The sequence below is a fragment of the Nevskia ramosa DSM 11499 genome, assembly GCF_000420645.1.
GTDB classification, from domain to species: Bacteria; Pseudomonadota; Gammaproteobacteria; order Nevskiales; family Nevskiaceae; genus Nevskia; species Nevskia ramosa.
The window spans coordinates 318852-333823 of the sequence record NZ_ATVI01000007.1; the positions used below are offsets into that span (position 1 = coordinate 318852).

At 65.0% G+C, this 14972-nt stretch carries 12 protein-coding genes; 8 read left to right on the forward strand and 4 right to left on the reverse strand.

Going from position 1 to position 14972, the window contains the following annotated elements; translation table 11 throughout:
* Window positions 1-26 precede the first annotated feature (26 nt).
* The gene (locus G513_RS0112815) at window positions 27-572 is read left to right on the forward strand and encodes a hypothetical protein (protein ID WP_022977247.1); all 546 of its coding nucleotides are present in this window, start codon (window positions 27-29) and stop codon (window positions 570-572) included.
* Window positions 573-585: 13 nt separating this feature from the next.
* Window positions 586-1815, forward strand: a complete 1230-nt coding sequence (locus tag G513_RS0112820; RefSeq protein WP_022977248.1) for an MFS transporter — start codon at window positions 586-588, stop codon at window positions 1813-1815.
* Window positions 1816-1867: 52 nt separating this feature from the next.
* On the opposite strand, the gene guaA is transcribed toward G513_RS0112820, so the two are convergent.
* Entirely contained in the window at window positions 1868-3484 is a 1617-nt protein-coding gene (guaA, locus tag G513_RS0112825) for a glutamine-hydrolyzing GMP synthase (protein WP_022977249.1), read from the reverse strand.
* Window positions 3485-3491: 7 nt separating this feature from the next.
* Window positions 3492-4979 carry an IMP dehydrogenase gene (gene guaB, locus G513_RS0112830; RefSeq protein ID WP_022977250.1) on the reverse strand — a complete coding sequence of 496 codons (1488 nt, stop codon included), beginning with the start codon at window positions 4977-4979 and terminating at the stop codon, window positions 3492-3494.
* Window positions 4980-5122: 143 nt separating this feature from the next.
* Between guaB and G513_RS0112835 the strand changes: the two genes are divergently transcribed.
* From G513_RS0112835 to G513_RS0112855, 5 genes are all read left to right on the forward strand, one after another.
* Window positions 5123-5572: a hypothetical protein gene (locus tag G513_RS0112835; RefSeq protein ID WP_156891642.1), complete on the forward strand. Its 450-nt coding sequence runs from the start codon at window positions 5123-5125 to the stop codon at window positions 5570-5572.
* 51 nt (window positions 5573-5623) lie between these two features.
* Window positions 5624-6997, forward strand: a complete 1374-nt coding sequence (xseA, locus tag G513_RS22890) for an exodeoxyribonuclease VII large subunit (RefSeq protein ID WP_022977252.1) — start codon at window positions 5624-5626, stop codon at window positions 6995-6997.
* A gap of 89 nt (window positions 6998-7086) precedes the next feature.
* Window positions 7087-8769, forward strand: coding sequence for an ExeA family protein (locus G513_RS0112845; RefSeq protein ID WP_022977253.1), 1683 nt, complete (start codon window positions 7087-7089; stop codon window positions 8767-8769).
* Window positions 8766-9767 (forward strand): general secretion pathway protein GspB, encoded by a 1002-nt coding sequence (locus tag G513_RS0112850; RefSeq protein ID WP_022977254.1) that lies wholly within the window; start codon window positions 8766-8768, stop codon window positions 9765-9767. The genes G513_RS0112845 and G513_RS0112850 overlap by 4 nt, the downstream gene beginning before the upstream one ends.
* Before the next feature lie 67 nt (window positions 9768-9834).
* Window positions 9835-11778, forward strand: coding sequence for an alpha/beta hydrolase family protein (locus G513_RS0112855; protein WP_022977255.1), 1944 nt, complete (start codon window positions 9835-9837; stop codon window positions 11776-11778).
* Window positions 11779-11859: 81 nt separating this feature from the next.
* Here the strand turns inward: G513_RS0112855 and G513_RS0112860 are convergent, their stop codons facing one another.
* Window positions 11860-13080 (reverse strand): aspartate aminotransferase family protein, encoded by a 1221-nt coding sequence (locus G513_RS0112860; protein WP_022977256.1) that lies wholly within the window; start codon window positions 13078-13080, stop codon window positions 11860-11862.
* Window positions 13081-13205: 125 nt separating this feature from the next.
* On the reverse strand, window positions 13206-13616 hold the full coding sequence (locus G513_RS0112865; protein ID WP_156891643.1) for a hypothetical protein: 411 nt from the start codon (window positions 13614-13616) through the stop codon (window positions 13206-13208).
* A gap of 307 nt (window positions 13617-13923) precedes the next feature.
* On the opposite strand from G513_RS0112865, the gene G513_RS0112870 reads away from it, so the two are divergent.
* Entirely contained in the window at window positions 13924-14706 is a 783-nt protein-coding gene (locus tag G513_RS0112870; RefSeq protein WP_022977258.1) for an SDR family NAD(P)-dependent oxidoreductase, read from the forward strand.
* The last annotated feature ends 266 nt before the right edge of the window (window positions 14707-14972 follow it).

Genomic DNA, 14972 nt, shown 5'->3' on the forward strand with positions numbered 1-14972 from the left:
AACACACGGTTCACGGAGAGCAAGCCATGCCACATCCCCATCACGAAGCCGACGTCTGGTCGGTCGAAGGCCGTTTCCAGAATTTGATCTACAGCCCGAAGGGCGGCGTAGAAGGCGTGCTGATCGATACCGACGGCGTGTCGACGCAGTTCGTCACCGATCCGCATGACCCGTCCGTCGCAGAGCAATTCGCCGCACTGCGCGTTGGCCAGGCACTGGTGATCGAAGGCAGCGACCACGGCCCGTCGCCCAAGGGCGAGCCGGCGCACTGGGTCTACGCTTTCAAGCGCCTGGCCTCGATCGACGGCAAGCCGCCGAAGCTATCGGCTGCGGGCGAAGAAGCCAGCGGCAAGGTGATCCGCTACAACTACGCGAAGCACGGGGCCGCCAACGGCGTGGTGCTCGACAACGGTGACTTCATCCACACCAAGCCCGAAGGACTCGCCAGGCTGGGACTGAAGATCGGCGACCAGGTGAAGGCCGAAGGGATGGCGCGGCCACTGGTGACCGGCAACGGCCGGGTGATCGAGGCGACGCGCGTCAACGGCAGGACGGTCGAATCCGCGCACTGACGGCGGCTAGGTGATGCGTGATCGATCGACGTCCCTGCTGGCGCTGACCTGGCTGGCGTTTTTCATGGCCGACGTGCGCGACGGACTCGGGCCATTCCTGGCGACCTACCTGCAGGAGCACCGGGTACAGCAGGAGTTGATCGGCTACACCATGACCGCCGGCGGCCTGGCCGCCGTGGTCATGACGCCGTTCGCCGGGGCGTGGGTTGACAGTTCCAGCGCCAAACGGGCGATGACGGTGGTCGCGGCGCTTGCCGTGCTCGCCTCCAGCGCGATCGCCTTCACCACGCTGTCGGCGTCGATGCTGATCGCGTCACAGATCGTCACCGGCGTCGCCGGAGCGGTGCTCGCCGCCACGATGGCGGCGCTGACGCTGGGCCTCGCCAGATCCGCAGGCTTCAAACAGCAGACCGGGCGCAACGAGGCCTTCAGCCACGCCGGCAACATGATCTCGGCGGTCGGCGCGGGGCTGGCAGCGCATCTGTTCGGCGCGCCATGGATGCTGGCGGTGATGGCGGCTTTGACGATTGGCGCGCTGCTCTCCGTGTGGGCCATCCGCGCCGCCGACATCGACCACGAAGCTGCACGCGGCGACGAGCCACAGGACGCAAAGCCTGCAGAAATCGACGGACAAGGGCACGCGCCGATCGTCACCCTGTTCCGCAACCGGCCGCTGCTGTTCTTCGCGCTGGCCTGCGCCTTCTTCCACCTCGGCAATGCCGCGATGTTGCCGCTGCTGAACCAGCGGCTGGCCGCCACCGTCGCCGATTCGGCGCCACTGCTGTGGACCGGTATCGCCATCGTCGTCGCCCAGCTCACGATGATTCCGGTGGCCCTGTGGGTCGCGCGCAGCCGCCGCTACGACGTTGCCTGGTTCGTGTACGTCGCCATTCTCGTGCTGCCCGTACGCGGCGCACTCGCCTACGCATTCGCCAGCGAGTGGAACAACATCCCGGTGCAGATACTCGATGGCCTGGCGGCTGGCGCACTCGGGGTAGCCACGCCGCTGCTGGTGCAGCGCTACACGCGTGGCAGCGGCCGCTTCAACACCGCGCTGGGTTTCGTCATGACGCTGCAGGGCGTCGGCGCGGCACTCAGTCCCGCCATGGCCAACGCCGTGGTCGGCGCGGGCCAGCATTTCGGCATCGCCTTCGTGGTGCTGGCCGCAACATCGGTGCTGGCGCTGCCGATCTTCCGGCTCGCGCAACGCGGTGCCGTCAGCCCGACAGGTTCAGCGCGGTGAACCTGTCCGTTGCCAGGAATGCCGCCGGATACGGCCTACAACTGCTGGCCTGTCACTCCCACTCGATCGTCGCCGGCGGCTTGCCGGAGATGTCGTAGACGACTCGCGAGACGCCATTGATCTCGTTGACGATCCGCAAGGACACTTTCTCCAGCAGTTCGTACGGCAGCCGTGCCCAGCGGGCGGTCATGAAGTCGATGGTCTCTACCGCGCGGATCGCGATCACCGGGGCGTAGCGGCGGCCATCGCCGGTGACGCCGACCGACTTCACCGGCAGGAAGACGGCGAAGGCTTGCGAGGTCTTGTCGTACCAGCCGGCGGCGCGCAGTTCTTCGATGAAGATGTAGTCGGCGATGCGCAGGGTATCCGCCGCTTCCTTGGTCACTTCGCCGAGGATGCGGACGCCGAGGCCGGGGCCCGGGAACGGATGGCGGTAGACCATGTCGCGCGGCAGGCCGAGTTCGACGCCGATCTTGCGTACCTCGTCCTTGAACAGCTCGCGCAGCGGCTCGACGAGCTTCATCTTCATGTGCTCGGGCAAGCCGCCGACGTTGTGATGGCTCTTGATCAGATGCGCCTTGCCGGTCTTGGCGCCGGCGCTTTCGATCACGTCGGGATAGATCGTCCCTTGAGCCAGGAAGTCGACTCCAGTAATTTTTTGCGCTTCCTCGTCGAACACTTCGACGAACAGCCGGCCGATGATCTTGCGCTTGGCTTCCGGATCGGACACGCCTTTCAGAGCACCGAGGAAACGGGCTTCGGCGTCGACACGAATGACCTTCACACCGAGGTTCTTGGCGAAGATCTGCATGACCTGATCGCCTTCATGATGGCGCAGCAGGCCGTGGTCGACGAACACGCAGGTCAGTTGATCGCCGATCGCCTTGTGCAGCATCGCGGCGACCACCGAGGAATCGACGCCGCCGGACAGGCCGAGCAGCACGCGGCCGTTGCCGACCTGGGCGCGGACCTTGTCGATTGCATCGTGAATGATGTTGTCGGCGTTCCAGGCGTTGCCGCAGCCGCAGAGTTCATGGACAAAGCGCGAGTAGATGCGCGTGCCCTGCGTGGTATGCGTGACTTCCGGATGGAACTGCAGACCGTAGTAGCGGCGGTCCTCGTCGGCGATGCCGGCGATCGGCACGTCGCGGGTGCTGGCAATCAGCTTGAAGCCGGGCGGGATTTCGACCACGCGATCGCCGTGGCTCATCCAGACATCGAGCAGGCCATGGCCTTCTTCGCTGACCCGGTCTTCGATGTCGCGCAGCAGTTCGGAATGGCCGCGGGCGCGGATTTCGGCATAGCCGAACTCTTTCGAATCGTGCGCTTCGACCTTGCCGCCCAGCTGGTGTGCCATCGCCTGCAGCCCGTAGCAGATGCCGAGCACCGGCACCTTCAGGTCCCAGACCGCGTCACGAACGCGCGGCGCTTTCAGCTGGGTGACTGACTCCGGGCCGCCGGACAAGATCACGCCTTTCGGCGCGAACGCGCGGACTTCGTCCTCGGACATGTCCCAGGGATGCAGCTCGCAGTAGACGCCGAGTTCGCGAACCCGGCGGGCGATCAGCTGGGTGTACTGCGAGCCGAAATCGAGGATCAGAATCCGGTCGGCATGGATATCTGGAGTCGGCGTCGGAATCTGCTTCACGGCAACGGCAGCAGCAGTCATCGGATCTTCAGCTCTGGGTGCGGTAGTTCGGTGCTTCCTTGGTGATCGCCACGTCGTGGACGTGCGACTCGCGCATGCCGGCGGAGGTGATCTTCACGAAGCGGGTGACGGTGCGCAGTTCTTCGGTGTTCTGGCAGCCGGTGTAGCCCATGCTGGCGCGCAGGCCACCGATCAGCTGATGGACGATCGCCGCCATCGGGCCCTTGTACGGCACGCGGCCTTCGATGCCTTCCGGCACCAGCTTTTCGACTTCCGCCGTGGTGTCCTGGAAGTAGCGATCCTTGGAGCCCTGCGCCATCGCGCCGAGCGAGCCCATGCCGCGATAGCTCTTGTACGAACGGCCCTGGTACAGCTCGACATCGCCCGGCGCCTCCTCGGTGCCGGCGAGCATCGAGCCGACCATCACCGCATAAGCGCCGGCAGCGAGTGCCTTGGCGAAGTCACCCGAGTAGCGCACGCCGCCATCGGCGATCAGCGGGATGCCGAGATCCTTGAGCGCGGCGGCCACCGACATCACCGCACTGATCTGCGGCACGCCGACACCCGCGACGATGCGCGTGGTGCAGATAGAACCGGGGCCGATGCCGACCTTGACCGCGTCGGCACCCGCTTCCACCAGCGCCAGCGCCGCAGCGCCGGTGGCGATGTTGCCGCCGATGATCTGCACGCGGTCGCCGTACTGCTGCTTGATCTGGCGAACGCGGTCGATGACGCCCTTGGAATGACCGTGCGCGGTGTCGACGACGATGACATCGACGCCGGCCTCGACCAGCGCAGCGACGCGCTCATCGGTATCGGCACCGGTACCAACCGCCGCACCGACGCGCAGGCGACCGCGATCGTCCTTGCAGGCCAGCGGATGTTCGGTGGACTTCTGGATGTCCTTCACCGTGATCATGCCGCGCAGCTGGAAAGCCTCGTTGACCACCAGCACCTTTTCGATGCGGTGCTCGTGCAGCAGTTCGATCACTTCCGAGCGCGGCGCGCCTTCCTTGACCGTCACCAGCCGCGGCTGCGGGGTCATGATCTTCGACACCGGCTGATCCATGCGCGTTTCGAAGCGCAGATCGCGGCTGGTAACGATGCCGACCAGCTTGTCGCCGTCGACCACCGGCACGCCGGAGATGTGATTGGCACGGGTCAGCGCCAGCACATCGGCGATGGTCATGCCCGGCGGCACGGTGATCGGATCGGCAATGATGCCGCTCTCGTACTTCTTCACCGCGCGAACCTCGGCCGCCTGGCGCGCCGGGGTCATGTTCTTGTGGATGATGCCGATGCCGCCTTCCTGAGCCAGCGCAATCGCCAGGCCGGATTCGGTCACCGTGTCCATCGCCGCCGACAACAGCGGAATGTTCAGGGTGATCCGCGAAGTGAGCGGGGTGCGCAGGTCAACCTGACGCGGAAGCACCTCGGAATAGGCCGGTTGCAGCAGGACGTCGTCGAACGTCAGGGCTTCGAGGTCAATGCGGGAAGCGGGGTTCTTGGTATCCATCCGATAGTATAAAAAAAACGCCGGCCTCCCGTTGCTCCGACCAACGCTACCGGCGGCAACCCGGCCGCTCCGGTAGCTGAATCCGGCGCCGTAAGTTTCACTATCCGGCAAGCCAATGCCGATCCGAAACGGCGGTACGGCCCGTGAGACTCTCTCCAGTCCTGCTGTTGCGTCTGACCCTGCTCGGTCTGGTGACCGGCTTGCCGGCGAACGCCGAGCCGACCGCCACCGAGCACCGCCGGCTTCTCCCGTTCAGCTTCAACTGGCTGACCCCGCTGTCCGGTCAGTTGCTGGTCAAGGGCTTCGGCTGTGGCGTATTCATCGAACGGGCCGATTGCCGCGACCGGACCAGCGGCCACAGCCTGTTCATCGTCAGGAGCTTCACCGGTTATCGCAGCTACAGCGGCTGGACGATGGGGCCGAACGCCTGGCTCGATGGCGATCCCAGCTACCAGATCAAGGGTCTGGGCATGGCGTTCAACGATATCGGCCCGACGCCCTTGCGGGTCGGTCTCGGTCTGGGCACCCGCAGGCTGACCAATCAGCGGCCGTTCGTCACCGTCGATTTCGAGCTCAGCTGGCCGCCACGCTGAACTCTCAGCGGCGCTGTGCCATGCGGCACGGAATGCCGCTAGGCTTGCCCGATGAACGAAGCCTCCCGCGGCGTGCCGGCGCGCACCACCTATTCCGTTTCCGAACTGGCCGACATCCTGCGCGGCCTGCTGGAAGACAGCTTGCCGAGCGTCTGGGTATCCGGCGAAATCTCGAACTTCTCCCGCCCCGCATCCGGCCATTGGTATTTCACCTTGAAGGACGAGCGCGCCCAGCTGCGCTGCGCGATGTTCAAGAACACCAACTACTACGTGCGCCCGCAGCCGAAGGACGGCGATGCGGTGCTGGTGCGCGCCAAGGTCGGCGTCTATCCGGCGCGCGGCGAACTGCAGATGATCGTCGAGCACCTGGAAGCGGCCGGCACCGGTGCGCTGCTGCGGGCCTTCGAGCAGCTGAAAGCCAAGCTCGCTGCCGAAGGCCTGTTCGATACCGCGCTGAAACGGCCGCTGCCGAAACTGCCGCGCCGCATCGGCGTGATCACCTCGGGCACCGGTGCGGCGCTGCAGGACATCCTCAATGCGCTATGGCGCCGCTGGCCGCTCGCGGAAGTGATGCTCCTGCCGGTACCGGTGCAGGGCAAGGAAGCGCCGCCGGCGATCATCCGGGCGCTGCGCGAACTGCCGCTGCGCGCACCGGTCGACGTGATCCTGCTCGCCCGAGGCGGCGGTTCATTGGAAGACCTGTGGGCATTCAATGATGAAGGCGTGGCCAGGGCAATTCGCGCCTGCACGGTGCCGGTGGTATCCGGCGTCGGCCACGAGATCGATTTCACGATCGCCGACTTCGCCGCCGATCTCCGTGCCGCCACACCGACCGCCGCCGCCGAGCTGGCGACGCCGGATATCGCCGAGCGCTATTCGCGCGTCGATACGCTGGATATCGCGCTGATCGGCTTGGTCAACCGTCGGCTGCTGCAGTTGCGCGAGCGTCTGGCGCAGATGTCGAGCCGTCTGCAGAGCCTGCATCCGGGCCGCCGTCTGCAGGAGCGCGCACAGCGGCTCGATGAACTCGACGAGCGCCTGCGTCATGCGATGAGCACTCGCCTCGCGGCCAGCGCTGACCGTCTGCGCCGTCACGAACAGCGCTTCGAAGCCGCTGCGCCGCTGCCACGCATCGTGCTGCGGCAGAGCCAGTTGCGTCTGCTGGCCGATCGTCTGATGCGCGCCGGCAGCAGCGTGCTCATCGAACGGCGTGCGCGCCTGCGTCAGGCGGGGGCCTTGCTGAACAGCCTGAATCCCTCCGCCGTGCTGGAACGCGGCTATGCGCTGGCGACCGGCGCCGATGGCCGCATCCTTCGCGACAGCGCCGAAGTGAGCAGCGGCGAGCGGGTTTCGGTGCAACTGGCACGTGGCCGTTTCGAGGCCGATGTGGCCGATATTCGGCCTCCGGAGACCCAGAAAACCTAAAGGTCTTAAGACGGAACCGGAAGCGGGCAAGCCTTTCGTTATACTCGCGCAGCCTATCTCCGGCGCCTTTTCAGACTCCGTTTCCGCCCTTGTACGCCGCGCATTACAAACTTCGCGAGCCGCCGTTTTCGATCGCCCCCGATCCGGCCTTCCTGTACATGAGCTCGCGCCATCAGGAGGCGCTCGGCCATCTGCTTTACGGCACCGGCCAGTACGGCGGTTTCGTGCAGCTGACCGGCGAAGTCGGCACCGGCAAGACCACGATCGTCCGCACCCTGCTCGCGCAGAAGCTGGACAACGTCGACATCGCGATGATCCACAACCCGCGCCAGAACGAGATCGAGTTCGTTGCCTCGATCCTCGACGAGCTGGGCGTGGACTATCCCGGCCGCAGCAATGATCCGTCCGGGCATTCGATCAAGACCCTGGTCGATGCGCTGAACCAGCATCTGCTGGCCAGCCATGCCGCCGGCCGGCGCACGGTGCTGATCATCGACGAAGCACAGAACCTGCCGACGCCGGTGCTCGAACAGGTGCGGCTGCTGACCAATCTGGAAACGACGAAGGAAAAGCTGCTGCGGATCATGCTGATCGGCCAGCCGGAACTGGTCGAGCTGCTCAATCGTCCGGAGCTGCGCCAGCTGGCCAGCCGGATCACCGCGCGCTTCCATCTGACGCCGCTGACCGTCGTCGAGACGATGCAGTACATCATCCATCGCCTGCACGTCGTCGGCGGTCCGTCGGACCTGTTCACCGATCCGGCGATGCGCAGCGTGCATCGTTATGCCCGCGGCATTCCGCGCCAGATCAACATCATCTGCGATCGCTCGCTGCTCGGCGCCTATGCGCGCGGCCTGCGGTCGGTAACGCCGGCAATCGTCGATCAGGCGGCTGTGGAAGTGACCGGCGTGCAGCCGAGCCAGTCGGCCTCCGGCTGGCTGGCGAAGCGCCTGCGTCCGCGAGCCGTGCCCCTGCCCTGGGTTGAATCGGCGCTGGCGATTGCGGCGCTGGTGATCGCCGGTGTGCTGCTGAACCAGACGCTGAATGGCGGCAGCAAGGCCGAAGCCAAGCCTGCCGCCGCCGCCGCAACCGAGAAACCGAAACCCACGCCCGTTGCCGCACCTGCACCGCCGGCACCTGCGCCGGCGGCGCAGCTTTCCGGCGTTGGCGCGCTGCAGGCAACGGCTCAGCCGCTGCCGGTGGTGATGTCGCGACTGATCGGCCTCTGGCAGCCGGGCCTGAGCATTCCGCGCGGCCAGAACGTCTGCCGCGCGCTGGCCCGCAATGCCATCGATTGCTACAAGGGCGATGCCAGCTGGGACGAACTGCGGCAGATGAATCATCCGGCGATCCTGACCCTGGAATTCGAGGACGGCAGCCGGCAGTACGCGCTGCTGCGCGCAGTCGATGGCGACAACGCCATCATCGATACAGCCAACGGCCCGCTACGGCTGCCGTTCGCAACCCTCGATCCTCTTTGGAACAGCGAATTCCTGATGCTCTGGCAGCGGCCGATCGAGGAATCCCAGATCGATAGCCAGACGCGCGGCGATTCAGTGCTGTGGCTGCGCCGGACCTTGGCGAAAGCCGACGGCAAGACGCTGACCGGCGCCTTGCCGACCAATTTCGGGGCCGAGTTGAAAACGCAGGTGCTGCGCTTCCAGACCAGCCACGGCTTGCCCGCTGACGGCATCGCCGGCACCCGCACCCTGATGCTGCTGGGCAACCTGTCGCCGAAACCCGGCACGCCGTCGCTGAGGGACGCGCCATGAGTCTGATCCTCGATGCCCTGAAACGCGCCGAACGCGAGCGCAAGCTGGGCCAGGCGCCCACCGCGCTCGAAGAAGTGGCCGTGCCGCCACCGGCCACACGGCAGCAACCGGGCCGACGGCCGATCATTCTTGGCGTCGTCGCCGTGGCGATTGCGGCGCTGGCCGTGTTTGCGTTCCTGCGCAGCAGGCACCCGACAGCGGCGGCGGCCGCTCCGGCTGAATCGGCGTTCGTCGAGGTTACTCACGAGCCCGCGCCTGCTGCTCCCCCAGCGCCCGCCACCGCCAATCCCGCGGATGAAACCCAGGATGCGCGCATCGAGGATGGCGCCAGCATTGCCTCGCTCGATGATCTGACCGATGGCGACGCGTCCAATGCCGCGGCCGCTCCGGCCGCTGACGAGGCGACCGGCGGCATGCAGGTTGATGACGGTTCGACGCTGGTGACGCCATCGCAGCCGCGTGAACCGGCACCCGTTATCGCCGCAAAGCCGGCCCCGTCGCCGCCATCGTCGACGTCCTTCAAGCTTGACCCCAAGCCGTCACCCACGTCGTCGGCGCCCCAGCCGCAAGCTCAGCAGCTGGTGACGAACGCGAATGCGACGCCGAGCAACACAACACCTGCCGCCGGCGAAGACCTGGTGATTCCGATCGAGGAATACGTACCGGTGACGGCTAGCTCAGCCGCAGCCGCAGCCGGCCCGGCGCCGGCATCGACCGCACGTCAGACTGCGCCGGTTCCTGCGCCAGCGCAGCCCGCTTCTCCGGCATCGGTCCGGCGTCTCAAGGACATGCCGCCGGCCTATCGCGCCGATTTCCCGCCGATCGCCATCGACGTGCACGTCTACAACGACAACCCGCAACGCCGCTTCGTGCTGATCAATGGCCGCCGCTACCGCGAGGGCGACGCCCTGAGCGAAGGCCCACGCATCGCCCAGATCGTGCCCGAAGGCATCGTCTTCGACTGGCGCAACGAACAGGTGCTGTACAGCAGTCGCTGATACACGCGGCCGACCAACAAGAAGAAAAAAGCCCGCCTAGACGGGCTTTTTCATAAAGGGGAGGGAAATGAACAAGGCGGCCTGGTTGTTGAAGTCTGTGACCTTGCTGGCGTTCATGCTGCACCTGCTGCCCGCGCAGGCCGCTCCTGCTGCGGAAATTCCCTTGGCGGTGTTCGCAGCACATCCCGATTTCACCGAGGTGCGGCTTTCGCCGACCGGCGACTACGTGGCCGCGATACTGCGCAAAGACGAGCGTAGCCAGCTCGTCGTCCTGCGCACCGCAACCCTGGAAGCCAGCCTGCGCCTGCAGCTGCAGGTGAACCAGCATGTCGACGATATCTGGTGGGCGTCGCCGCGGCGGCTGGTGATATCGGGTGCCCTGCAGACCGACGGATGGTCTGCACCACGGCGCACCGGCGAGCTGTTCGCAGTCGATGCCGATGGCAAGAACCAGATCTATCTTTCTGGTGAACGCGATGGGCAGATCGATCACGCCTTCGGCTGGATGATCGATCCAATCGCCGATGACGATCACAACGTGCTGATGTTGCTGGAGCGCTACGGCGCGCGCGACCGAGGCGAAGCCATGTCGGCGCACAAGCTCAACATCGATACCGGAAGCCGCGTCCGCGTCGCCACGGCGCCGATCAAGGGACAGGCGACGTTTGCTGCCGATGCCAGCGGGCGAGTGCTGAATGTCGGGGTACTGGACGCTCTGGGCCAACACCATCTTTATGCGCGCCAGGATGAACAGGCGGCCTGGGTCGAATTGCCGATGCCGCCGGACATGCGGGTTGGCATCGAGCGCATCCTGCCCGACGGCAGCGTGCTGTACACAGAAACCTCGACGCGCGAGCCAATCAAGAATTGCATCGTGCGTCGGGCCGCCGGCACTTTGCAGGGCGGTGAGGTGCTGGGGTGTTCGCACGGCAAACCCACGGTTCTCTATTCATTCGATCGCCGCGAACCGATTGCCTTGCGGCTCTATGACAGCGAGCGGCCACGGTTGATGCATCTGGACAGCGAGCATCCAGATCACCTGCTGCTACAGGCGCTGGAACGCGATCTGGCCTCGGACGCGGTGCTCTATCTCGTCTATACGAGCGACGGGTCCAAGGCCATCATCAAGGTGATCAGCGATCGCGATCCGGGCCGCTATTACCTGTTCGATCGCGCGAAGAATCAGGTCCGGTACCTGTTCTCGCAACGCGACGAGATCGATCCTGCCGTCATGTCGCCGCGACAGATCCTGAAGCTGCCGGCGGCGGCTCAGTCCGATGCAGCCTTCCTCACCTTGCCGGCCAGCGGCGCGAACAAGCCGCCGCTGGTGGTGAAGTTGCGAGGTGTCTACGGCGCGAGCGCGAGCTGGACCTGGGATGCCGATTCGCAGGCACTTGCCAGCCGTGGCTACGCGGTGCTGGATATCGACAACTACGACGGCGCAGCGCGGCGCACGTCAGCGCAGGTAGTGCAGCCCGATCCAGCAATCGGCCTTGCCGCGGCACTGATCGAAAACCTGAAATGGCTGCGCACGCAGGATCAGATCGATGGCGATCGCATCTGCATACATGGCGACAGCTACGGGGCTTACATCGCGCTGACTGCCGCTGTGCAAGAACCCGCGCTGTTTCGTTGCATCGTCAGTGAAGCCGGCATCGTCGATATCGATGCCTGGCGCAAGGACACCTACCTGTCCGAGACGGCCTACGGTCGCAGCCTCATCGGGCTTTACATGAGCGGAATTGGCAGCGCCATGTCGTCGCCGCTGAGCGCGATCGGCAAGCTCGAGGCGCCGCTGCTCCTGATTCACGGCCGACTGGATTCGATCGTGCCTTATGGTCAGGCCAAGCAGCTGATGAAAGCGCTCGAACGGGAAAGCGTCTCGTACGAGAAGTACATCGAAAGCAATGAAGCCCACGGCTTCTATCTGCAAGCGCATCGCACCAAGCGCTACGAAGAGCTGCTGGCCTTCTTCGATCGTCATATCGGCCGGCGATCGGCCGGCCCGTGAATTCATCACGGACCGAGACCTGAGTCTGCACCCAAAGAAAAAGCCCGCTTGAGCGGGTTTTTTCCATGAACGGCTTTGAGGTCAGGCCGCAGCGGCTTTCGGCGCTTCGACCAATTTGGCAATGCCCGCTTCCAGGCGACGCAGACCTTCGGCGATATCGGCCTCGCTGATCACCAGCGACGGCGCCAGACGCAGCACGTCCGGACCGGCCACCAGCGCCCAGACACCCTGCGCCAGACCAGCGTTGACGATGTCCTTCGAACGCCCCTTCCAGGCCTCGCTCATCGGCGCACCGATCAGCAGACCCAGACCGCGGCTCGGCGCGAACACGCCGTAGCGGCGGCCGATCGAGTCCAGCCCGTCGCGGATCAGCTGCGCGCGGTGGGTAACGCCGGCGAGGACCGCCGGATCATTGACGGTGTCGATCACGGCTTCGGCAACGGCGCAGGCCAATGGATTGCCGCCGTAGGTGGAGCCATGAGTGCCGAACGCCAGCACGTCCGCAGCGGCCTGGGTCGCCAGCATCGCGCCGATCGGAAAGCCGCCGCCAAGACCCTTCGCCGTGGTCAGCACGTCCGGCGCAACGCCGTAATGCTGGTAGGCATAAAGGTGACCGCTGCGACCGACGCCGGTCTGCACTTCATCGAAGATCAGCAGCGCCTTGTGCTGGTCGGCCAGACGACGCGCAGCAGCCATGAACGCCGTGCTGGCCGGCATGATGCCGCCTTCGCCCTGCACCGGCTCCAGCACGATCGCGCAGGTGTTGCTCGATACCGCAGCTTCAAGCGCCGCAACATCGTTGAACGGCAGATGACGGATACCGCCGGGAATCGGCTCGAAACCCTGCGTGTACTTGGCCTGACCGCCCACCGATACCGTGAACAGCGTGCGGCCGTGAAAAGCGTTGTAGAACGCGATGATCTCGTGCTTCGCCGGGTCGATCGCGTTGCCATAGCGACGCGCCAGCTTGAACGCGGCCTCGTTGGCTTCGGCGCCGGAATTGCAGAAAAACACGCGATCGGCAAACGTCGCGTCGACCAGTTTCTTCGCCAGGCGCAGCGCCGGCTCGTTGGTCATCACGTTGGACAGATGCCAGAGCTTGCCGGCCTGTTCGGTCAGCGCGGCGACCAGCTTCGGATGGCAATGCCCGAGCAAGGTCACGGCGATACCACCGGCGAAGTCAACGTACTCGCGCCCGGCCTGATCCCACAGGCGGCTACCCTCGCCTCGCACCGGCACGATGTCGGCGGGCTGATAGTTGGGAACCATGACCTCGTTGAAGGTCGAGCGAGTGACGTTCATGTCGTTACCTGCGGGACTGCCGCTGCAATGCTCGTGGAAAATTCCACGGTGCATTTTGCCAGTTCGCGTCCCCTGCCGACATCGGCGACTGACAACGGCGACGCTATCGTCGCCGAGCGGTGGGCTCAGAGCTGGCCTGGCCGGCTCAGTTCACGCACCCGAACGCGGCCTGCAGCACGACGGCGGACCATGTTGCTGCGCGGTGCACTGCTGCCGGCCGGCACCCGTTCCTTGATCAGCTTGAGCACGCTGCGAGCCACCTGGTCGGCCATCGTCGGCGTCGATACCGACGCCACCAGCGCTGCACGTTCGGCACCCACTTCGGTCAGCTGCCAGGCTCCGGGACCCGGCGAAATCAGACTTTCTGCCGAGGTCAGCAGATCGAGCGCCAGATAGAGGTCGGTATGACGCAACCCGGTGGCGCGCCATTCGCTGCGCAGCGCTTCGAGCTCGACCACGGTTTCCTGCTGTGCATCGAGCGCATTGAGCACATCGTAAAGTGCATATTCAAAAATGCTGTCATCGACTCTGAGCATGACGTTCATCCTTTTTAACTTTTTTGGGGGCCTTCTGGAGGCGTTACCCGGAGACGGCTGCAATCCGCGTTCCCGGACACCTTGGCCGCCGAATCTGGCGGTAACGACAGGGCCAAACCGACGGATGGGATCTCGACCTCTAAGCGATCCCATCCCTTTGTTCGGACAAAACCGGTGGAAGTTCCGGTAAAAAGTCCCGGAAGCTGCGATCAGCTCATAAGGTTCTTAGGAAATGACTGATTCAACAGTCAGCCCTTTCCCGGAATAAACTTCTCTCTCCTCCCGATTTCTGCTCAGGACCCCTACGATGATTCTTGATGGTTCCGTTTCCGCTGTCGTCACCGGCGGCGCTTCTGGCCTCGGCGAAGCCACCGCCCGCAAGCTCGCCTCGCTCGGCGTCAAGGTTGCGATCTTCGACATGAACGACGTGCGCGGCGAAGCGCTGGCCGCCGAACTGGGTGGCGTGTTCTGCAAGGTCAACGTGACCTCGGATGCCGATGTCGACGCCGGCTTCGCGAAAGCCCGTGCCGCCCACGGCCAGGAACGCATCCTGGTCAACTGTGCCGGCATCGCCACCGCCGCCAAGACCGCCGGCTTCGACAAGAAGACTGGCGAGATCAAGCACTTCGCCCTCGACCAGTGGGAGAAGACCATCCAGATCAACCTGATCGGCACCTTCCGCTGCATCGCCAAGAGCGCCGCCGGCATGATCACCGGCACGCCGCTGGAACACGGCGAGCGCGGCGTCATCATCAACACCGCGTCGGTTGCTGCTCAGGACGGCCAGATCGGCCAGTCCGCCTACTCGGCCTCGAAGGCCGGCGTAGTCGGCATGACCCTGCCGATCGCCCGCGATCTGATGAACGACGGCGTGCGCATCAACACCATCCTGCCGGGCATCTTCATGACCCCGATGATGGCGGGCATGCCGCAGAACGTGCAGGACGCCCTCGCCGCCTCCGTGCCGTTCCCGAAGCGCCTCGGCAACCCGGCCGAGTACGCCAGCCTGGTCGTCGAGATGTGCTCGAACGGCTACTTCAACGGCGAATGTGTGCGTCTTGATGGCGCCATCCGCATGGCGCCGCGCTGAGGGCTGCGTGACAGACGCCTGATCTTTCTGGCATCAAGCCCGCGAGCGAGCAATCGCTCGCGGGCTTTTTAGTTAGAGATGCAAGACCCGTCCTGTTGCGTCCCGCAATATTGTTTTTGTGCGAAGCAGTTGTTGAAACGAAAACGCCATCACTGCTCGTCTCCCGCGAACGAGCCTCCAAGAATCCCTGACCGGTTTAACTTTCTCAACATAAGCGCCGCGCACACTGCCGGCACAATGCATACACTTTCTGTCTACCACGGAAG

Coding starts and splice junctions, on each gene's coding strand:
- G513_RS0112850 (WP_022977254.1), top strand. CDS start 8,766: ATGAGTCTGATCCTCGATGCCCTGAAACGCGCCGAACGCGAGCGCAAG.
- G513_RS0112820 (WP_022977248.1), top strand. CDS start 586: ATGCGTGATCGATCGACGTCCCTGCTGGCGCTGACCTGGCTGGCGTTT.
- G513_RS0112855 (WP_022977255.1), top strand. CDS start 9,835: ATGAACAAGGCGGCCTGGTTGTTGAAGTCTGTGACCTTGCTGGCGTTC.
- guaA (WP_022977249.1), bottom strand. CDS start 3,484: ATGACTGCTGCTGCCGTTGCCGTGAAGCAGATTCCGACGCCGACTCCA.
- guaB (WP_022977250.1), bottom strand. CDS start 4,979: ATGGATACCAAGAACCCCGCTTCCCGCATTGACCTCGAAGCCCTGACG.
- G513_RS0112870 (WP_022977258.1), top strand. CDS start 13,924: ATGATTCTTGATGGTTCCGTTTCCGCTGTCGTCACCGGCGGCGCTTCT.
- G513_RS0112815 (WP_022977247.1), top strand. CDS start 27: ATGCCACATCCCCATCACGAAGCCGACGTCTGGTCGGTCGAAGGCCGT.
- G513_RS0112865 (WP_156891643.1), bottom strand. CDS start 13,616: ATGCTCAGAGTCGATGACAGCATTTTTGAATATGCACTTTACGATGTG.
- xseA (WP_022977252.1), top strand. CDS start 5,624: ATGAACGAAGCCTCCCGCGGCGTGCCGGCGCGCACCACCTATTCCGTT.
- G513_RS0112860 (WP_022977256.1), bottom strand. CDS start 13,080: ATGAACGTCACTCGCTCGACCTTCAACGAGGTCATGGTTCCCAACTAT.